Below are 19,771 nucleotides of genomic sequence, written 5' to 3' on the forward strand. Positions count from 1 at the left end.
CGCTCTTGGCGATGCGATTCGCCGCGAACGCGATCAGCGCGAGCACGACGACGATGATCGCGACGATCTTCCACGATCTGCGCCGCGGCGGCGCCGGTTCCACCCCCGCATGCTGCCCGGCAACCTGATCGTGATCGTCGGCCATGCTGTTCTTCTTCCTTCGATTCGATGACGATCGGGGCGTCCACGCGGGACACCGACGCAATCTCTTTCGCTTCCTAGCCTTTCGTGATCCTTACGATTGCCCCTTCGCGTCAAGGCGCAATTCGTCGATCGTGTCGCGAAATGCCTCCGCGGTGGGGGAAAGCGACAGACCGTGGACCAGCCACAACCGGCTCGGCACCGGGGTCGCGAGGCGGCGGTAGACGACATTCTCGAGGTGCAGCCGCTCCAGCGAGCGCGAGAGGATCGTCGCGCCGAACCCTGCGGCGACCAGCCCGAGCAGCGTCGCGAAGCTGCTCGCCTCATGCGCGATCTGCGGCTCGAACCCGGCCTCGTGGCACAGCCCGAAGAAATATTCGTTGAACCCCGCGCCCAGCGTCGGCGCATAGAGCACCAGCGGAATCGCGGCGAGATCGGCGACCGTCGGATCGTCGGGCCGGTCGGCGAGCGGATGCCCCGCGCGCACCGCCACCACCATATCTTCCTCGAGGATGCAGCGCGCGGAGAATTCGTCGGGCAGGCATGGCGCGCGGATGCCGCGCACCAGCGCGATATCGAGCCCGCCGCGGCGCAGCGCCTCGATCTGCGCGTCGCGCGCCAGATCGTTGAGCGTCAGCTGCACCTCGGGATAATTCTCCCGGAAGCGATAGAGGGTGGAGGCGATCAGCGGCACGAACGGCGCCGACGAGGTGAAGCCGATGCGCAGCCGCCCGAGCTCGCCGCGCCCGGCGAGCCGCGCGGTCTCGATCGCGTGATCGGCCTGCGACAATGTCGCGCGCGCCTCGGGGACGAACAATTCGCCCGCCTCGGTCAGCCGCACGCGGCGGCTGGTGCGATCGAACAGCCGGGTGCCGAGCTCATCCTCCAGCGCGCGGATCTGCTGGCTGAGCGGGGGTTGCGAGATGCCGAGTCGCTGCGCGGCGCGGCCGAAATGCATCTCCTCGGCAACGCACAGGAAATAGCGCAGATGGCGAAGGTCCAACGATCATGTCCTCTTACATATTGATCAAGCTATATTATATATTAGACCCGACCCGACCAAGGGCGCATTGGCGCGTGCCGACGATCGGCCATGCCGCTGCGGGAGAGCGAGCAAGGCGATTCGAATGTCCAGCAGGAGAGTGGACGAGGCATAAACGTCGTGCGGCGCGGGTGCGTCGTGCGCACGTAAGCTTGAGGATATTGGATGATCGGTATCGTCAAGGTCGCGCTGACAAGACCGTTGACCTTCATTGTTATGGCGATCCTGATCGCGATCGTCGGGGTTCTGGCGGCGATCCGCACGCCGGTGGATATGTTCCCGAATATCCGCATCCCGGTGGTCGCCGTCGCCTGGACCTATGCCGGGCTGCCGCCGCAGGACATGTCGGACCGGCTGATCACCCCCTATGAGCGCGTGCTGACCACCACGGTCAACGATATCGAGCATATCGAGAGCCAGTCGCTGCAGGGCATCGGGGTGGTGAAGGTCTATTTCCAGCCCGGCGTCGACATCCGCACCGCGACCGCGCAGATCACCTCCGCCTCGCAGACGATCCTCAAGCAATTGCCGCCGGGCACCAATCCGCCGCTGATCCTCAACTACAGCGCATCGACGGTGCCGATCCTGCAGCTCGCGCTTTCGGGCAAGGGCCTGTCGGAACAGCAATTGTTCGATATCGGCCAGAACCAGATTCGCACCCAGCTGGTGACGATCCCCGGCCTTGCCATGCCCTATCCCTCGGGCGGCAAGCAGCGCCAGATCCAGATCGACCTCGATCCGCTCGCGCTCCAGTCCAAGGGGCTGTCGGCGCAGGATGTCGGCAATGCGATCGCGGCGCAGAACCAGATCAACCCGGCGGGCTTCGTCAAGATCGGGCCGACGCAATATAGCGTGCGGCTCAACAACGCGCCGGATTCGGTCGAGGGGCTCAACGCGCTGCCGGTCAAGGTGGTCAACGGCGCGACGATCTACATGCGCGACGTGGCGCATGTGAAGGACGGCAATGGCCCGCAGACCAATGTCGTCCATGTCGAGGGCGGGCGCTCGGTGCTGCTCACCGTGCTCAAGAACGGCGCGACCTCCACATTGTCGATCGTCGAGGGGGTGAAGCAGGCGATCCCGCGCATCGCCGCGGGGCTGCCTGATACGCTCAAGATCCTGCCGGTCGGCGACCAGTCGCTGTTCGTCAAGGCGGCGGTGTCGGGGGTGGTGAAGGAGGGCGCGATCGCCGCCGCGCTGACCAGCCTGATGATCCTGTTGTTCCTCGGCTCGTGGCGCTCGACGATCATCATCGCGATCTCGATCCCGCTCGCGATCCTGGCCGCGATCGCCACGCTGGCGGCGTTCGGCCAGACGATGAACGTGATGACGCTGGGCGGGCTCGCGCTTGCGGTGGGCATCCTCGTCGACGACGCGACGGTGACGATCGAGAACATCAACTGGCACCTCGAACAGGGCAAGGGCGTCACCGAATCGATCCTCGACGGCGCGCAGCAGATTGTCACCCCGGCGTTCGTCTCCTTGCTGTGCATCTGCATCGTGTTCGTGCCGATGTTCTTCCTCCCCGGGGTCGCCGGCTTCCTGTTCGTGCCGATGGCGCTGTCGGTCGTCTTCTCGATGATCGCCTCGTTCATCCTGTCGCGCACCCTGGTGCCGACGATGGCGATGTATCTGCTCAAGCCGCACCGGGCGGGCGAGGACGCGCATGCCGCGGGCGATGCCGCTGCGCGCAATCCCCTGGTTCGCTTCCAGCGCGGGTTCGAGGCGCGGTTCGAGCGGATTCGCACCGCCTATGGCGGGATGCTGTCGCGCGCCTTGGGTGCGCGCCGCCCGTTCCTGCTCGGCTTCCTTGCGGTGGTGCTCTTGTCGTTCGGGCTGATGCCGTGGCTGGGCAGCAATTTCTTCCCCAGCGTCGATTCGGGGCAGATCGCGCTCCACGTCCGCACCCCGATGGGGACGCGGATTGAGGATGCCGCGGCGCGCTTCGACACGATCGGCCGCACGGTGCGCGAGATCGTCCCCGCCGGCGAGGTGGCGTCGATGGCCGACAATATCGGGCTGCCGGTCAGCTCGATTAACACCGTCTACAACAACAGCGGGACGATCGGGCCGCAGGACGGCGACATCCTGATCACGCTCAAGGAAGGCCATGTGCCGACCGAGAAGATCGTCGCCACGCTGCGTCGCGAACTGCCGCGCCGCTTCCCCGGCACGAACTTCTCCTTCCTCCCGGCGGACATCACCAGCCAGATCCTCAATTTCGGCGCGCCGGCCCCGATTGACGTGCAGGTTTCGGGCAAGGATCAGGCCGCGGTGCGCGCTTATGCCGAAAAGCTGCTGGCCAAGATCGCGCGCATCCCCGGGCTTGCCGATGCGCGGATCCAGCAGCCGGGGCGGTCGCCGCAGCTCGACGTCAACGTCGATCGCTCGCGCGTCAGCCAATATGGCCTCACCGAGCGCGACGTGACGAACAGCCTCGGCACCTCGCTCGCGGGCAGCGCGCAATCGGCGCCGGTGTTCTTCGTCGATCCGAAGAGCGGCGTCTCCTATTCGGTGATCGCGCAGGCGCCCGAATATCTGGTCGGATCGATCAACGCGCTGAGCAACGTGCCGATCTCGGGCGCGCCTGGCGCCAGCACGCAGCCGCTGGGCGGGATCGCGGGGATCAGCCGGTCGAACACCGTGCCGATCATCTCGCACTATAATATCCAGCCGGTGATCGACCTCTACGCCACCACCCAGGGCCGCGATCTCGGCGCGGTGTCGCGTGATGTCGATCGCGCGATCAAGTCGCTCGAAAAGGAATTGCCGAAGGGCGCCACCGTCACCATTCGTGGCCAATATGCCACGATGAACACGGCTTTTTCCGGGCTGGCCTTCGGCCTCGCCGGGGCGGTCGTGCTGATCTACCTGTTGATCGTGGTCAATTTCCAGAGCTGGCTCGATCCGTTCGTGATCATCACCGCCTTGCCCGCCGCGCTCGCCGGGATCGTGTGGATGCTGTTCACCACCGGCACCACGCTGTCGGTGCCGGCGCTGACCGGCGCGATCATGTGTATGGGGGTTGCGACCGCCAATTCGATCCTTGTCGTCAGCTTCGCGCGCGAGCGGCTCGATGCGCTGGGCGATGCGACCAAGGCCGCGCTCGAGGCGGGGATGGTGCGTTTCCGTCCGGTGCTGATGACCGCGCTCGCGATGATCATCGGCATGGGGCCGATGGCGCTGGGGCTCGGCGAGGGCGGCGAGCAGAACGCCCCGCTCGGTCGCGCGGTGATCGGCGGGCTGATCTGTGCGACGATCGCCACCCTGTTCTTCGTCCCCACCATTTTCGCGCTGGTCCACCGCAAGCGCGACGCCCGGCAACCTTCCGTCGAGATGCAGCCCGCCCATGTCTGACATGTCCCACGTCAAAACTCTCACCGACGCCCCGGCGCAGTCCGACGGCCCCAGCCCGCGCACGCTGAAGCGCGCCGGGATCATCGCGGGGGTCGCGGCGATCGCGATCGTCGCAGCCGGCATCGCGACGCGGATCGGCGCGACCGGCGACCTCAAGGAAGTCGCCGCGGACGCGGCGGTCCCCAGCGTCTCGGTCGTCACCCCCAAGGCCGGCGGCACGCGCGACGCGCTGGTGCTGCCGGGCAATGTCCAGGCGCTCAACAGCGCGGCGATCTACGCGCGGACCAACGGCTATGTCAGCCGCTGGCTCGCCGATATCGGCGATCGCGTCCACGCCGGCCAGCCGCTCGCGATCCTCGACGCGCCCGAGGTCGACCAGCAGCTCGCACAGGCAAGCGCCGATTATCAGACCGCGCTCGCCAACCAGAAGCTCGCCGCGACCACCGCGCAGCGCTGGAGCACGATGCTCGCCAAGGATGCGGTGTCGCGCCAGGAGGCAGACGAGAAGACCGGCGATCTCGCCGCCAAGTCCGCGCTCGCCAATGCCGCGCTGGCCAATGTCCGCCGGCTGCGCGCGGTGCTCGGCTTCACCCGGCTCTACGCGCCGTTCGACGGGGTGGTCACGAGCCGCTCGGCGCAGATCGGCCAGCTCGTGGTGTCGGGCAATGCCGCCGCGCAGCCGTTGTTCACCGTCTCCGACGTGCGGCGGATGCGCATCTACGTCCGCGTGCCGCAAGGCTATTCGGCGCAGGTCCATCCGGGGATGGAGGCCAGCCTGTCGCTGCCCGAATATCCCCAGCGCACCTTCGCCGCGACGCTGACCCGCAGCGCGGGCGCGGTCGACGCGCAATCGGGCGCGGTGCTGGTCGAGCTGCAGGCACCCAACCCCGACGGCGCGCTGAAGCCCGGCGCCTTCGCGCAGGTTTCGTTCAAGGTCGGCGCGGGCGGCGGCAATGTGCTGAGCGTGCCGGGGAGCACGATCCTCTACGGCAATGACGGGCCGACCGTCGCGGTGGTCGACGGCAACGGCCGGGTGACGGTGAAGCCGGTGACGATCGCCAGCGACGAGGGCAAGACGGTGGCGATCTCGGCCGGGCTCGCCCCCGGCGACCGCGTCGTCGACAGCCCGCCCGACGCGATCCACACCGGCGATCATGTCCGCGTGCAGAATGCGGGCAAGGGCGCGGCGCATGCGGGGTAAGGCCAGTCGCGTTAAGTCGGGGCCAGCTAACTTTCCGTTCGGGCTGAGCCTGTCGAAGCCCTGCACTTTCTTCCGCGCAGGAAGTGCAGCCCTTCGACAAGCTCAGGGCGAACGGATCTCGGCAAAAGCTCTGCCCGCCAACCGCGCCAGCCTGTCGCTCGCCGTGGCCGCGCTGCTCGGCGGATGCTCGATGGCCCCGGCCTACCGCCCGCCGGCGATCGCGACCCCCGCCGCGTACAAGGAAGTGCCGGGCTGGACCGCCGCGACCCCGCTCGATGCGGCACCGCGCGGACAATGGTGGACGGCGTTCAACGATCCCGTCCTCGACGATCTCGAGACGCGCGCCGCCGCGGCCAGCCCGACGCTCGCCGCGGCCCTCGCGCGCTACGACGCGGCGCGCGCTGCGGCGCGGGTCGACAATGCCGATCTGTTTCCGACGATCGGGGTCAACGCGCAGGCCGGGCGCCAGCGCCAGTCCGCCAATCGCCCGCTGACCAACGGCACCGCGCCGACCTATGACAATTATGTCGTCGGCGGTGCGCTGAGCTACGAGATCGATCTGTGGGGCCGGGTGCGCAACAAGGTCGCGGCGGCGCGCGCCGATGCGGCGGCGAGCGCAGGCGATCTCGCCTCGGCGCAGCTCAGCCTGCAGGCGGCGGTCGCCGATGCCTATGCCCGGCTGCGCGGATTGGATGCCGAGGCGGACCTGCTGCGCCGCTCGGTCGAGGCGTTCAACCGCGCCTATGAGCTGACCGCGACGCGTCACGACGGCGGGCTCGCCTCCGGGGTCGACGTCAACCGCGCGCGGACCGTGCTGTCGAACGCGCGCGCGCAGATTTCCGCGGTGGCGAACCAGCGCGCGGCGACCGAGCATGAGATCGCCGCGCTGATCGGCGCGGTCGCCTCCGATTTCGCGATCGCGCCGCGCATCCAGCCGCCGGGGACGCTCGCGGTGCCCGCCGCCGCGCCGTCCGCCTTGCTCCAGCGCCGCCCCGATATCGCCGCGGCCGAGCGCCGGATGTACGCCGCCAATGCGCGGATCGGGGTGGCACGCGCCGCTTTCTTCCCGACGCTGTCGCTCGGCCTTTCCGGCGGGTGGCAGACGACCGGTCCGTCTCTGCTCTCCACCCCCAGCGCCTTCTGGGGGCTGGGGCCGCTCGTCTCGGCGCTGACCCTGTTCGACGGCGGGCGGCGGCGTGCCGAGGTCGGGCTGTCGCGCGCGCAATATGACGAGGCGGCGGCGGATTATCGCGACACCGTGCTCGGCGCGTTCCGCCAGGTCGAGGATGCGCTTGCCGCGGGCCGCTATCTCGCGACCCAGGCGGTCGAGCAGCGCGACGCCGCCACCGCGGCGCAGCGCACCAGCGATCTCGCGCTGACCCGCTATCATGACGGCGCGGCGGATTATCTGGAGGTGGTCACCGCGCAGACCGAGGCGCTCGATTCCGAACGCGCGCTGATCGCGGTCGAGACCAGCCGGATGCGCGCGGGGATCGCGCTGGTGAAGGCACTGGGCGGCGCCCCGACCGCCTGATAGGATTCCCCTTTCGACAACGGGGAGGATGACGGGATGCGCGGGATCGGCCAGTTTTTTGCGGTGATGTTGATGGCAGCGGCAGCCTTTCCGCTCGCTGCCGGCGCGGAGGACGCGAAGGTAAAGCCGGCCTCCGCGCAACGCTGGTCGATCGCGATCCACGGCGGCGCGGGGGTGATCCCGCGCGGCTCGCTGACCCCCGCCGAGGAAAGCGCCTATCGCCAGGGGCTGAGCGACGCGCTCGCCGCCGGATCGGCGGTGCTGAAGGCGGGCGGCACCAGCCTCGATGCGGTCGAGGCGGCGGTCAAGATGCTCGAGAACAATCCGTTGTTCAACGCCGGCAAGGGCGCGGTGTTCGATGCCGAGGGCAAGAATCAGCTCGATGCCGCGATCATGGACGGCACGACCTTGCGCGCCGGCGCGGTGGCGGGGGTGAGCGCGACCAAGAACCCGATCATGCTGGCGCGGGCGGTGATGGAACATAGCCCGCATGTGCTGCTGAGCGGCAGCGGCGCCGATCAGTTCGCGCGCGAACAGCATATCGAACAGGTCGATCCCTCCTATTTCCGCACCGAGAAGCGCTGGCAGCAATATCTCGAATGGAAGAAGGGTCGGAACAGCGCCTCGCTCGATCCGACGCATCGCTTCGGCACGGTCGGCGCGGTGGCGGTCGACGTCAACGGTCACCTCGCCGCGGCAACCTCGACCGGCGGGACGACGGGCAAGCGCTGGGGGCGGATCGGGGATTCGCCGCTGATCGGCGCGGGCACCTACGCCTATCATAACGATTGCGCGGTCTCCGCGACCGGCACCGGCGAATATTTCATCCGCGAAAGCGCCGCGCGCCAGCTGTGCGACCGGGTTCGCTGGCGCAATCAGAGCGTCGCCGATGCGGCGAAGGACACGATCGCCTCGATCGGGGCGATCGGCGGCGACGGCGGGCTGATCGCGATCGACGGCAAGGGCGAGGTCGCCTTCGCAATGAACACCGAGGGCATGTATCGCGGCCGCGCCAGCGCGGCGGACGAAACCCCGCGCGTCGCGATCTATGCCGATGAGGTGATCGCGGGGCGGTAACGCGATCGGCGTCACCCCGGCATCGCGCCGGGGCGGCGCCCGGTCAGACGTCGAGCTGCTTCACCGCGGCGTTCCACGTCTGGATATTGTCGCGCGCCTCCTGGACGAAGGCGGAGCGCCGGACGATCGAGAGGAAGCGGTCCGCGATCCATTTGCCGGGATTGCGCAGCGGCCGCTCGAACTGGATCAACAGCACGACGCGGGTGCCGTCGGTGTCGTTCCACACCTCATGCTGATAGGTGTCGTCGAACACCAAAGTCTCGCCCTCCGCCCAGCGCACGATGCGATCGCGCACGCGCATCCGGACGTCACCGTCGCGCGGTACGACCAGCCCGAGGTGGCAGGTGATCAGCCCCTTGGTCACCCCGCGATGAACGGGGATGTGGGTGCCGGGGGCGAGGATCGAGAAGAATGCCGAATTGAGCCCGGGAATCCGCTCGACCAGCGCGGCGGTCACCGGGCAGCGATCGGCATTCTCGTCGATGCGATAGCCATAGCCCCACAGGAAGAACGAGCGCCATTTGTCGACCTCGGCGATCGCGCGGTGATCGGGGGAGATCGTCGACAGGCTCGGTGCGGCGTTGCGGCGCAGGGCGACCGCCACCGCTTCGTCGCGGATCGCCTGCCAGTTTTCGCGCAGCATCTGCGTCCACGCGAAGTCCCGGACGTCGAGCACCGGCTCGTTCGACACGAGCGAGGACGAGGCGATCATCCGATCGAACACGCCGCGCAGATGCTTGCCGATCGTGATGATCAGCGGGCGTCCGCGCTCGGCCTGCAGCGCGCTTCCCGGGGTCGGCGCGCCCGAGATGATCGTGAGATCGGGCACCATCAACGGCTCGGTGCCGGCCAGATTGCCCGAATTGTGCCTTATTCGGATCGGGGAGGGCAGCGTGTCGGGGGTCACGTCTGTTTCGTCCAGTCCTTGCGCCGGCAATGAGGATGCCGGCCGGTAAAACACGAGCGTCACGATTGTGGAATCATGACGTTTTCATGAATGGAGCTAATCCTGATTCGGGTCGAAATCATGGCGCTGAAAGGGTAAAAAGCCGGGTTGGTCGGACAGCGTTGCCGATCGGCGCGCGCGTCCGTACAAGCGTCGGCCATGTCGTTCTTCCTGCGTGCGGTGGCGGCGCCTCTGGCCGCCCTTTCCCTGCTTGCCAATGCCGCGCTGCCGGCAGCCCCCGCGCCCAAGCGCAAGCCGGCCGCCCAGCCGGCGGCGCCCGCGGTCACCGTCGACACGCGGCCGTGGCTGTTCGAACGATCGGATATCCCGCCCGACCCCGAATGGCATTTCGGCAAGCTTTCGACCGGGTTGCGCTATGCCGTGCGCAAGAATGGCGTGCCGCCGGGGCAGGTCGCGGTGCGCGTGCGGATCGACGCGGGGTCGCTCAACGAGCGCGATTCCGAACAGGGTTATGCCCACCTCATCGAACATCTGTCGTTCCGTGGCTCGAAATATGTGCCCGACGGTGAGGCCAAGCGAGTATGGCAGCGCTTTGGCGCCACCTTTGGTTCCGATTCCAACGCGCAAACCACCGCGACGCAGACCGTCTATAAGCTCGATCTGCCCGGCGCGACGCAGGAGTCGCTCGACGAGAGCCTCAAGATCTTCGCCGGGATGATGGCCGAGCCGGCGATCACCGAGCGCGGGCTTGCCGCCGAGCGCCCCGCGGTGCTCGCCGAGCAGCGCGAGGCACCGGGGCCGCAGGTGCGCTGGTCGGATGCGATGCGCGGACTGTTCTTCGCGCACCAGCCGCTCGCGGATCGCTCGCCGATCGGCAACATCAAGACGCTGATGGCGGCGACCCCCGCCTCGATCAAGGCATTCCACGATCTGTGGTATCGCCCGGCGCGGACGGTGGTGATCATCTCCGGCGATATCGACCCCGACGTGGCGGCGAAGCTGGTGGTGAAGAATTTCGGCGGCTGGCACGGCAAGGGCGCCGATCCCGCCGACCCCGATTTCGGCAAGCCCGATCCGAGCGCGCCGGAAACCGCGACGATCGTCGAGCCCGCGCTGCCGCCGATCGTGGCGATGGCGACGCTGCGCCCGTGGATCGCGCGCGACGATACGATCATCTTCAACCAGAAAAGGTTCATCGATTTCCTCGCGGTGCGGGTGATCAACCGGCGGCTCGAGACGCGCGCCCGCGCCGGGGGCAGCTTCCTCCAGGCGACGATGAGCCTCGACGATATGTCGCGCTCGGCCAACGGCACCTTCACCAACATCCTGCCGCTCGGCGACGACTGGCACGCTGCACTTAAGGACGTGCGCGCGGTGATCGCCGATGCGATGGCGACCCCGCCGACGCAGGGCGAGATCGAGCGCGAATATGCCGAATTCGACGCGGCGATGCGCAACGACGTCGGCACCGCGCGGGTCGAGGCGGGGGCGAAGCAGGCCGACGATATGGTCGGCGCGCTCGACATCCGCGAGACGGTGGCGGGGCCGCAGACCTCCTACGACATTCTGAAGCAGGCGCATGACAAGGGGATGTTCACCCCCGCCAGCATCCTCGAATCGACCAAGCGGATCTTCACCGGGGTAACGCGCGCGCTGGTCAACACGCGTACCGCCGACGGCGCCACCCCGGCCGCGGTGGCCGCGGCGCTGAAGGAGGACGTGTCGGGGCTAGTCGGCGCGCGCAAGGCGCAGGGCAGCGTCGATTTCTCGCGGCTGCCCAAGCTCGGCAAGCCGGGCAAGGTCGATACGCGCGAGCATGTCGGGGATCCGGGGATCGAGAAGATCGTCTTCAAGAACGGCGTGCGCATGCTGCTCTACGCCAATGCGTCGGAAACGGGGCGCGTCTACCTGCGCGTCCGCTTCGGGCGCGGCTATACGACGTTGCCGGCGAAGACCCCGACCCCGGCCTGGGCGGGGGACATGGCGCTGGTGCCGGGCGGGATCGGCAAGCTCGATCAGGGCGATCTCGATGCGCTGACCAACGGCCGGCGGATCGGCATGGATCTCGACATCACCGACGATGCCTTCGTGTTCAACGCGATGACCACGCCGGGCGATTATGCCGACAATCTGCTGCTGATGGCCGAGAAACTGGCCTATCCGCGCTGGGACCCGGCGCCGGTGATGCGCGCGCGCGCGGCGATGCTGGCGGGTTATCCGGGGCTCGATTCCTCGCCCGACGGCATCCTCAGCCGCGATCTGGAGCGGCGCATCCGCGATGGCGACGTGCGTTGGGGTACCCCGGCCAAGACCGAGGTCGAGGCGCTGACCCCGCAAAGCTTCCGCGCTTTCTGGCAGCCGATCCTCGCCAAGGGGCCGATCGAGGTCGATGTGTTCGGCGATGTGAAGCCCGACGAGGCGATCGCCGCGGTCGCGCGGACCTTCGGCGCGCTCAAGCCGCGCAAGCCGGATGATGCGCCGGCGGTCCCGGTCGGTTTTCCGGCGCATGTCGACAAGCCGGTGGTGCTGACCCACGGCGGCCCCGAGACGCAGGCGGCGGCGGTGATCGCCTGGCCGACCGCGGGCGGCGCGGCGGGGCATGCCGAGATGCGGCGGCTCGATATCCTCGCCTCGGTCTTCGCGGATCGATTGTTCGATCGGCTGCGCTCGGTCGCCGGGGCGAGCTATAGCCCGTCGGCGCAGAGCCAATGGCCGCTCGGCATGTCGACCGGCGGGCGGATCATCGCGCTGGGACAGGTGCAACCCGACAAGGTTGACCTGTTCTTCAAACTGAGCCGCGAGATCGCCGCCGAGCTGGTCGCCAAGCCGGTCGATACCGACGAATTGCGCCGCACGGTCGTGCCGACGCTGCAGTTTCTCGCGCGTGCCTCGTCGGGGAACCAGTTCTGGCTGATCCAGTCGAGCGGCGGGGCTTATGATCCGGCGCGGATCGAGGCGATCCAGACGATGGTCGACGATCTCGCCAGCATCACCCCGGCGACGCTGCAGGCGACCGCGGCGAAATATCTGCGGCCCGACAAGGACTGGACGCTCGCGGTGGTCCCGCGCAAGGCAGGCGAGGCGCCGCCGGTCGCGGGGAAGTAAGGGACAGCCACTAACCTCCGTTCGCCCTGAGCTTGTCGAAGGGCTGTCCTTCCTCCGACGAAGAAAGTGCAGGGCTTCGACAGGCTCAGCCCGAACGGATGTGTGTTCTACCGGTACAGCGCCTCGAGCCGCTCCCCGTAGACCTGTCGCAGCACATGGCGGCGGATTTTGAGGCTCGGGGTGAGCTGTTCGTTCTCGATCGAGAAGGCTTCATCGGCGAGGATGAAGCGCCGCACGCGTTCGATCACCGACAGATCCTTGTTGGTGCGATCGACCGCGGCCGACAGCGCGGCGCGATAGGCGGCGTCGTCGGCGAGGGCGGCGCGATCGTTGGGCACGCCGTTCGCCGCGCACCACTCCTGCGTCCATTCGGGATCGGGGACGATGAGCGCGACCATATGCGGCTTGCGATCGCCGACGATCATTGCCTGCATGATCTCGGGCTGGAGCGTCAGCAGCCCCTCAACCTTCTGCGGGGCGACATTGTCGCCCTTGTCGTTGATGATCAGATCCTTCTTGCGGTCGGTGATCCTGATCCGACCGCGCTCGTCGATCTCGCCGATGTCGCCGGTGTGGAGCCAGCCGTCGCGCAGCACCCGTGCGGTTTCGGCTTCGTTGCGCCAATAGCCGTGCATCACCAGTTCGCCGCGCACCAGGATCTCGCCATCCTCGGCGATGCGCACCTCGGTATCGGCGAGCGGCGGGCCGACGGTGTCCATCTTGAGCCCCGCCGCCGGGCGGTTGCACGACACCACCGGCGCCGCCTCGGTCTGGCCGTAGCCCTGGAGGAAGGTCACCCCGAGCGACTGGAAGAATACCCCGACCTCGGGGGTGAGCGGCGCGCCGCCCGACACCATCGCCTTCATCCGCCCGCCGAACTTCTTGGCGATGCGTGGCTTGAACAAGGTATCGACCAAAAGCCCTTTGGGCCGGTCGGTGAGCTTGAGCCGCCCCTCGTAGCGCTTGGTGCCGATGTCGAGCGCCATGCCGAGCAATTTCTCGCTCATCCCACCCTGTTTGGCGATCGCCTTGCTGATGCGGGTGCGCAATACCTCGAACAGCCGCGGCACGACGACCATGATCGTCGGCCGCACCTCCTCGATATTGGCGGCGAGCTTCTCCAGCCCCTCCGCATAATAGATCTGCCCGCCGAGCGCGATCGGCAGATGCTGGCCGCCGGTGTGCTCATAGGCGTGCGACAGCGGCAGGAAAGAGAGGAACACCTCTTCCCCCCAGCCGAAATCCTCCGCGATGATACGGATGCAGCCGGCGACATTGTGGAGGATCGCGCCGTGATGCTGCATCACCCCGCGCGGCGCGCCGCCGGTGCCCGAGGTGTAGATGATGCACGCGAGATCGTCGCGCGCGAAGCCTGCCTCGGCGGCGATCGTCGCGGAGTCGGTGGGGTGGGCGGCGATCATCTCGTGCCAGTCGAAGCAGGTGATCCCCGACGGATGGAGCCGCAATTTGTCGATGCCGATGACGATCTCGGCATGCGTGGTGCGCACCACCGCGGGCATCACCGTGTCGGCGAGCTTCTGGGTGGAGACGATCACCGCACGCGCGCCCGAATTCTCGATGATATGCGCGTGGTCGCGCTCGGTGTTGGTGGTGTAGGTCGGCACGGTGATGCAGCCCGCGGCCATGATCGCGAGATCCGACAGGCACCATTCGGGGCGGTTCTCGCTCACCAGCATCACACGGTCGCCCGGCTGCAGCCCGGCGGCGCGCAGCGCGGCGGCGAGGCTTGCCACCTGACGCGCGGCCTCCGCCCATGTCGTCGCCCGCCATTCGCCGTCGCGCTTCGCCCACAGGAACGGCGCGTCGCCCTTCTCGCCCGCGCGGGTGAAGAACATCGTGACGAGGTTGGGGAAGGTTTCGAACGTACGCATGGAGGCTCCGGATGCTGCGGCGGTGACCCTAGGGCCGATTGGCGGGCAAGAACAGGCGGTACGGAGGGGGCGTGGACGGCGCGCGGCACGGCCGCTATCGCGGTCGGCAAATAACGATCTTCGGGAAGCATCATGAAGCTGGCCAACACGCTTTTCGCCACCGTTACCGCTGCCCTGCTCGCCTCCTGCGCCACCGCGCCTGCGTCGCATGTCGCCACGCCGACGACGCCGACGGCTCCCGCCGCGCCGGCGCCGGCGCCGTCATCCAAGCGGGCGCAGATTTTCGTCGCGGCGGCCAATCCGCTCGCGGCGGAGGCGGGGATGGCGGTGTTGCGGCGCGGCGGCAGCGCGGCGGACGCGGCGGTGGCGGTGCAGGCGATGCTCTCGCTGGTCGAGCCGCAAAGCTCGGGGATCGGCGGCGGCGCGTTCATGACCTATTATGACGCCGCGACGCGCAAGGTGCGGGTCTATGATGGCCGCGAGACCGCGCCCGCCGGCGCGACGCCCGACATGTTCCTCGACGACAATGGCACGCCCTTGCCCTTCGTCACCGCGGTGCTGAGCGGCCGGGCGACCGGGGTGCCCGGCGCGGTGAAGATGCTCGCGCTGGTCCATGACGAGCACGGCGCCCTGCCGTGGCGCACCTTGTTCGGCGATGCCGAGCGGACCGCGCGCGACGGGTTCATCGTCTCGCCCCGGCTCGGCCGGTTCCTCGCCAGCTCGATGTTCCCGCAATCCTCAGCGCCCGACGTCCGCGCCTATTTCGCCAAGCCCGGCGGCGGGCTGGTCGGCGCCGGTGACCGGCTGCGCAACCCCGCCTTCGCCACCTTCCTCAACCGGCTGGCGAACGAGGGTCCCTCGGCGCTCTACACCGGGCGTACCGCGCAGGCGATCGTCGACCGCGTTCATCAGGGCGAGCATCCCGGCGCGATGACGCTCGCCGATCTCGCCGGCTATCGCCCGGTCGAGCGCGAGGCGATCTGTCGCCCGTATCGCGTCTATCTGGTCTGCGCGCCGCCGCCGCCGGCGAGCGGGGTGGGGACGCTCGAACTGCTCGGGCTGCTCGAACATACCGATATCGACAAGCGCGGGCCGCAGGATCCGCAGGCGTGGTTCGAATTCGCCGAGGCGAGCCGGATCATGTACGCCGATCGCGATCGCTACGTCGGCGATCCGGCGTTCGTCTCGGTGCCGGTCAAGGGGCTGCTCGATCCCGCCTATATCGCGTCACGCGCCAAGCTGATCGGCGAGCGCGCCGGCCCGCCGCCCGCCGCCGGCACCCCGCCGGGGGCGACGCTCGCCGGGGTCGATCGCACGCTCGAGCCGATGGGCACCTCGCATTTCATCGTCGGCGATGCGCACGGCAATGTCGTGTCGATGACCACCACGGTCGAATCGATCTTCGGCTCGGGGCGGATGGTCGACGGCTTCTTCCTCAACAACCAGATGACCGATTTCTCCTTCACCCCGCGCGATTCCGATGGGCGGCCTGCGGCCAATGCGGTCGCCGGGGGCAAGCGCCCGCGCTCGTCGATGACCCCGCTGGTGCTGCTCGACGGCGAGCGCGGCTTCGCCGGCGCGCTCGGCTCGGCGGGGGGCAATGCGATCCTCGCCTATGTCGGCAAGTCATTGGTCGCGGCGGTCGACTGGGGCTTGTCGATGCAGGAGGCGATCGCGCTGCCCAACCTCGTCGCGCGCGGTGCGACCTTCAACGGCGAGGTCGATCGCTTCCCGCGCCCGGTGCTCGACGGCCTCGCCGCGCGCGGGGTGATGCTCAAGCCCGGGCAGGGCGAGGATTCCGGGCTGCAGGGGGTGATCATGCGCAACGGGCGAATCGACGGCGGCTATGATCCGCGGCGCGAAGGCCGTGTGCCGGTCGAGTCGGTCGCCGTCCCCGCCGCGGCCCGGTGAGATAAGGATTAGCCTGGCATGTCCTTTTGTTACGATTTGGGACAGTGATTGGAATGTCCGCGCTGTCATTTTGGTGCTACCGAAATATTTGGAAGATCAAATCAAGGACTTACTGACTTTGTAAAAATCGAACGGGGTTAACGTCGAATCTATCCAATACTTCGCGCGGCTCGCGGCGTCTAAAGGTGCTGCGACCCGAAGAGCCTTTGGTAACAGGGGTTCTCGACTTAACGGCCCGGCTGCTTGTGCGGCCGGGCCGCTTTTCTTTAGCCGTCTCTTGTTGTAAAATCCGTCGGATAAAACGGGGCGCAAGACGTGGCGGATATCCAGCTGGACTATGTGGTCCCGGATGCGGACCTTCAGCCTTTTGTTACGCTATTCTATCACTTTAAGGCCGATCTGCCGCGGTTCGACGATGTCGAGCGCGCCGATCACGCGCAATTGCGCTTCCGGTTGAGCCGCGGCGACGGCAGCTATCATTTCCCCGACGGAACGGTGCAGCCCGCGCCCGAGGTGCATGTCGTCGGCCCGACGAGCGGGGCGATGCGGACCTGCGCCGACGGGCCGGTGGAGGTGATCGGCATGGGGCTCCAGCCCGCCGGCTGGGCGGCGCTGCTCGGGATCGACGCCTCGGCGATGCTCAACCGGGCGATCGACGGCGAGCTGTTTTTCGGCACCGCGGTGCGGCATGTGAGCGACCGGATGCGCGCGGCGCAGACCACAGCGGAAAAGGTCGCGATCGCCGCCGCGTTCGTCCAGTGCTCGATCGCCGGCGGGGAAACCGACGCGGTGACTTTCGCGCGCGGGATCGACGCCTGGCTGGCGGGCAGCCCGTCGCCCGATATCGAGGATCTGGTGTGCGCCACCGGGCTGTCGCGACGGCAGGTCGAGCGGCGCTGCAACGCGCTATACGGCGCACCGCCCAAGCTGCTCGCGCGCAAATATCGCGCGTTGCGCGCGGCGGTGGCGCTGGCGAATGGATCGGCGACGTTGGATCAGTTGCTCGAGGTGGGCTTTTACGATCAGTCGCATCTGATCCGTGAAGTGAAGCAATTCACCGGGCTCACCCCGGGGCAGCTCCGCACCGAGCCCAACCAGCTCGCGCAGCTCACGATGGCGCAACGGCTCGCGCTGGGCGGCCGGGTGCATCCGATTATTTCGGATACTTAGGCTGCGACGCGACGCTCCAGCGAAGCTGGGGCAAGCCCCGGTCGCAGCGCGGCCGGCGGCGCCTAAGCGCCGTCCGACGACGCGGCTTTGCCGCGTCGGGCCGTTTATCCCTCGCGCAGCTGCTTGATTTCTCCCGCCAACGCGACCATCTGCCCAATCGGAACGAATCAATCCGATTGACCTATTGAGCGATGCGCCTGTCCAGCCTAGCCGATTATGCGGTGGTATTGATGACCGCAGCCGCGCGCCATTGCGGTGCCGTGGGGCGGCTCAACGCGACCGTGCTGGCCGAGGAGACCGGGGTGCCGCTGCCCACCGCGCAGAAGCTGGTCAGCCGGCTGTCCGCCGCGGGGCTGATCGAAAGCGCGCGCGGCACCGGCGGCGGTTTCCGCCTCGCGCGGCCGCCGGCGACGATCAGCCTTGCCGATATCGTCGAGGCGGTGGAAGGGCCGATCGCGCTCACGTCGTGCGTCGACATGGGCGATCATGAGTGCGCGATGGAAGGGAATTGCCGCGTGAAGCCGCATTGGAATGTCGTCAATCAGGCGGTGCGCGGCGCGCTCGCGGGAGTGTCGCTGGCCAGCCTGGTGAGCGAGCGGCAGGAGGTATTGGCATAATGGCCACGAAGAATGCCGAGGCGCTCGCCGCCGTATCGAAGAAGTACGAATGGGGCTTCGCCACCGAGGTCGAGCAGGATTTCGCCCCCAAGGGGCTGTCCGAAGACACGGTGCGCTATATCTCGGCCAAGAAGAACGAGCCGCAATGGATGCTCGACTGGCGGCTCAAGGCCTATCGCCAGTGGCTGGAGATGACCCCGCCCGATTGGGCCAAATTGTCGATCCCGCCGATCGATTATCAGGACGCTTATTATTACGCCGAGCCGAAGCAAAAGAAGACGCTCGCCTCGCTCGACGAGCTCGATCCCGAAATCCGCCGCACCTATGAGAAGCTCGGCATCCCGATCGAGGAGCAGAAGGTGCTCGCCGGGGTAGAGGGCGCGCGCAAGGTCGCGGTCGATGCGGTGTTCGACAGCGTCTCGGTCGCCACCACCTTCCGCGAGGAATTGAAGGCGGCGGGGGTGATCTTCCTGTCGATCTCCGAGGCGATCCGCGAATATCCCGATCTGGTGAAGAAGTGGCTCGGCAAGGTCGTGCCGCAGCATGACAATTATTTCGCGACGCTCAACAGCGCGGTCTTTTCGGACGGCACCTTCGTCTATGTGCCCGCAGGCGTGCGCTGCCCGATGGAGCTGTCGACCTATTTCCGCATCAATGCGGAGAATACCGGGCAGTTCGAACGCACGCTGATCGTCGCCGACAAGGGGGCCTATGTCTCCTATCTCGAAGGCTGCACCGCGCCGATGCGCGACGAGAACCAGCTCCACGCCGCGGTGGTCGAGCTGGTCGCGCTCGACGATGCCGAAATCAAATATTCGACGGTGCAGAATTGGTATCCCGGCGACGAAAATGGCGTCGGCGGCATCTATAATTTCGTCACCAAGCGCGCGCTTTGCCAGGGCCGGAACAGCAAGGTGAGCTGGACCCAGGTGGAAACCGGCTCGGCGATCACCTGGAAATATCCGTCCTGCGTGCTGGCGGGCGAGAATAGCGTCGGCGAATTCTATTCGGTCGCGGTGACCAACCACCGCCAGCAGGCCGATACCGGCACCAAGATGATCCACCTCGGCAAGAACAGCCGCTCGACGATCGTGTCGAAGGGGATCAGCGCGGGGCGGTCGGACAATACCTATCGCGGGCTGGTGCGCGTCGCGCCGACCGCGGAGGGGGTGCGCAACTTCACGCAATGCGACAGCCTGCTGCTCGGCGATCAATGCGGCGCGCATACCGTGCCGTATATCGAGGTGAAGAACCCCTCGGCGCAGATCGAGCATGAGGCGACGACGAGCAAGATCAGCGAGGATCAATTGTTCTACGCCATGTCGCGCGGGCTCGATCAGGAAGCGGCGGTGGCGCTGATCGTCAACGGCTTCGCGCGCGAGGTGCTCCAGCAACTGCCGATGGAATTCGCGGTCGAGGCGCAGAAACTGCTCGGCATCTCGCTCGAAGGGAGCGTCGGTTGATCCTGCTCCCCGCCCTGCTGCTGCTCGCCCCGGCTGCGAGTGCGCCCGCGCCGGACGTGGTCGTGACCTCGCTGCGCAAATTGCGCATCGCGACGCAGGTCGACGGCGGCAAGGTGACCGGCTGCCACGCGCGCGTATCGAGTGGGGACGAAGGGATCGACCGCGCGGCGTGCGCGGCGACCGTAACCTGCTTCAACGGCGGCGTGACGCAGCCCGAGCCGCTGGCGGATTGCGTCGAGGCGAAGGTCGCCGCGCTGGTCCGCGAAAGGGGCGGGCAATGATCGCAAGCCCGATCGATACGCCCGCTCTCCGTGAAATCATTTCCGAACCGAGAAACAGATGCTGAAGATTGAA

At 67.6% G+C, this 19,771-nt stretch carries 13 protein-coding genes; 10 read left to right on the top strand and 3 right to left on the bottom strand.

Annotation, left to right across the window (positions count from 1 at the left end; translation table 11 throughout):
* Positions 1–235 precede the first annotated feature (235 nt).
* Complete coding sequence (locus tag BGN95_RS20650; protein WP_265269311.1) at positions 236–1,144, bottom strand: LysR substrate-binding domain-containing protein; 909 nt, start codon at positions 1,142–1,144, stop codon at positions 236–238.
* A 204-nt stretch (positions 1,145–1,348) separates the two neighbouring features.
* Here BGN95_RS20650 and BGN95_RS20655 point away from each other — a divergent pair, with 204 nt between their 5' ends.
* The 4 genes from BGN95_RS20655 to BGN95_RS20670 are packed head-to-tail and all read left to right on the top strand — an operon-like array spanning position 1,349 to position 8,352.
* The gene (locus tag BGN95_RS20655; protein WP_286773860.1) at positions 1,349–4,540 is read left to right on the top strand and encodes an efflux RND transporter permease subunit; all 3,192 of its coding nucleotides are present in this window, start codon (positions 1,349–1,351) and stop codon (positions 4,538–4,540) included.
* Positions 4,533–5,741 (top strand): efflux RND transporter periplasmic adaptor subunit, encoded by a 1,209-nt coding sequence (locus BGN95_RS20660; RefSeq protein WP_286773861.1) that lies wholly within the window; start codon positions 4,533–4,535, stop codon positions 5,739–5,741. Before BGN95_RS20655 ends, BGN95_RS20660 begins: the two co-directional genes overlap by 8 nt.
* Entirely contained in the window at positions 5,731–7,275 is a 1,545-nt protein-coding gene (locus BGN95_RS20665) for an efflux transporter outer membrane subunit (protein WP_286773862.1), read from the top strand. The genes BGN95_RS20660 and BGN95_RS20665 overlap by 11 nt, the downstream gene beginning before the upstream one ends.
* A 36-nt stretch (positions 7,276–7,311) precedes the next feature.
* Positions 7,312–8,352 carry an isoaspartyl peptidase/L-asparaginase family protein gene (locus BGN95_RS20670; protein ID WP_286773863.1) on the top strand — a complete coding sequence of 347 codons (1,041 nt, stop codon included), beginning with the start codon at positions 7,312–7,314 and terminating at the stop codon, positions 8,350–8,352.
* Between the two features lie 43 nt (positions 8,353–8,395).
* Here BGN95_RS20670 and BGN95_RS20675 read toward each other — a convergent pair whose 3' ends face one another.
* Positions 8,396–9,259, bottom strand: coding sequence for an aspartyl/asparaginyl beta-hydroxylase domain-containing protein (locus BGN95_RS20675; protein WP_265269308.1), 864 nt, complete (start codon positions 9,257–9,259; stop codon positions 8,396–8,398).
* A gap of 198 nt (positions 9,260–9,457) precedes the next feature.
* Here BGN95_RS20675 and BGN95_RS20680 point away from each other — a divergent pair, with 198 nt between their 5' ends.
* Positions 9,458–12,364, top strand: coding sequence for a M16 family metallopeptidase (locus BGN95_RS20680; protein ID WP_265313894.1), 2,907 nt, complete (start codon positions 9,458–9,460; stop codon positions 12,362–12,364).
* 107 nt (positions 12,365–12,471) lie between these two features.
* Here BGN95_RS20680 and BGN95_RS20685 read toward each other — a convergent pair whose 3' ends face one another.
* Positions 12,472–14,256 carry an AMP-dependent synthetase/ligase gene (locus BGN95_RS20685; protein ID WP_286773864.1) on the bottom strand — a complete coding sequence of 595 codons (1,785 nt, stop codon included), beginning with the start codon at positions 14,254–14,256 and terminating at the stop codon, positions 12,472–12,474.
* A 132-nt stretch (positions 14,257–14,388) separates the two neighbouring features.
* Between BGN95_RS20685 and ggt the strand changes: the two genes are divergently transcribed.
* From ggt to BGN95_RS20710, 5 genes are all read left to right on the top strand, one after another.
* Positions 14,389–16,167, top strand: a complete 1,779-nt coding sequence (ggt, locus tag BGN95_RS20690) for a gamma-glutamyltransferase (protein ID WP_286773865.1) — start codon at positions 14,389–14,391, stop codon at positions 16,165–16,167.
* Between the two features lie 315 nt (positions 16,168–16,482).
* Entirely contained in the window at positions 16,483–17,337 is an 855-nt protein-coding gene (locus BGN95_RS20695; RefSeq protein WP_179513427.1) for a helix-turn-helix domain-containing protein, read from the top strand.
* A gap of 191 nt (positions 17,338–17,528) precedes the next feature.
* Entirely contained in the window at positions 17,529–17,954 is a 426-nt protein-coding gene (locus tag BGN95_RS20700) for an SUF system Fe-S cluster assembly regulator (protein ID WP_179513428.1), read from the top strand.
* On the top strand, positions 17,954–19,417 hold the full coding sequence (gene sufB / locus BGN95_RS20705) for a Fe-S cluster assembly protein SufB (protein WP_179513429.1): 1,464 nt from the start codon (positions 17,954–17,956) through the stop codon (positions 19,415–19,417). Before BGN95_RS20700 ends, sufB begins: the two co-directional genes overlap by 1 nt.
* A complete protein-coding gene (locus BGN95_RS20710; protein ID WP_286773866.1) occupies positions 19,414–19,698 on the top strand; it encodes a hypothetical protein in 285 nt (94 codons plus the stop codon). The genes sufB and BGN95_RS20710 overlap by 4 nt, the downstream gene beginning before the upstream one ends.
* The last annotated feature ends 73 nt before the right edge of the window (positions 19,699–19,771 follow it).

It is taken from the genome of Sphingomonas sp. 66-10 (assembly GCF_001897045.1).
In the GTDB taxonomy this organism is placed as follows: Bacteria; Pseudomonadota; Alphaproteobacteria; order Sphingomonadales; family Sphingomonadaceae; genus Sphingomonas; species Sphingomonas lycopersici.

Excerpts from the sequence above, each read along its gene's own strand:
- BGN95_RS20660 (WP_286773861.1), top strand. The coding sequence starts at position 4,533 with ATGTCTGACATGTCCCACGTCAAAACTCTCACCGACGCCCCGGCGCAG.
- BGN95_RS20680 (WP_265313894.1), top strand. The coding sequence starts at position 9,458 with ATGTCGTTCTTCCTGCGTGCGGTGGCGGCGCCTCTGGCCGCCCTTTCC.
- BGN95_RS20665 (WP_286773862.1), top strand. The coding sequence starts at position 5,731 with ATGCGGGGTAAGGCCAGTCGCGTTAAGTCGGGGCCAGCTAACTTTCCG.
- BGN95_RS20670 (WP_286773863.1), top strand. The coding sequence starts at position 7,312 with ATGCGCGGGATCGGCCAGTTTTTTGCGGTGATGTTGATGGCAGCGGCA.
- sufB (WP_179513429.1), top strand. The coding sequence starts at position 17,954 with ATGGCCACGAAGAATGCCGAGGCGCTCGCCGCCGTATCGAAGAAGTAC.
- ggt (WP_286773865.1), top strand. The coding sequence starts at position 14,389 with ATGAAGCTGGCCAACACGCTTTTCGCCACCGTTACCGCTGCCCTGCTC.
- BGN95_RS20700 (WP_179513428.1), top strand. The coding sequence starts at position 17,529 with ATGCGCCTGTCCAGCCTAGCCGATTATGCGGTGGTATTGATGACCGCA.
- BGN95_RS20685 (WP_286773864.1), bottom strand. The coding sequence starts at position 14,256 with ATGCGTACGTTCGAAACCTTCCCCAACCTCGTCACGATGTTCTTCACC.
- BGN95_RS20655 (WP_286773860.1), top strand. The coding sequence starts at position 1,349 with ATGATCGGTATCGTCAAGGTCGCGCTGACAAGACCGTTGACCTTCATT.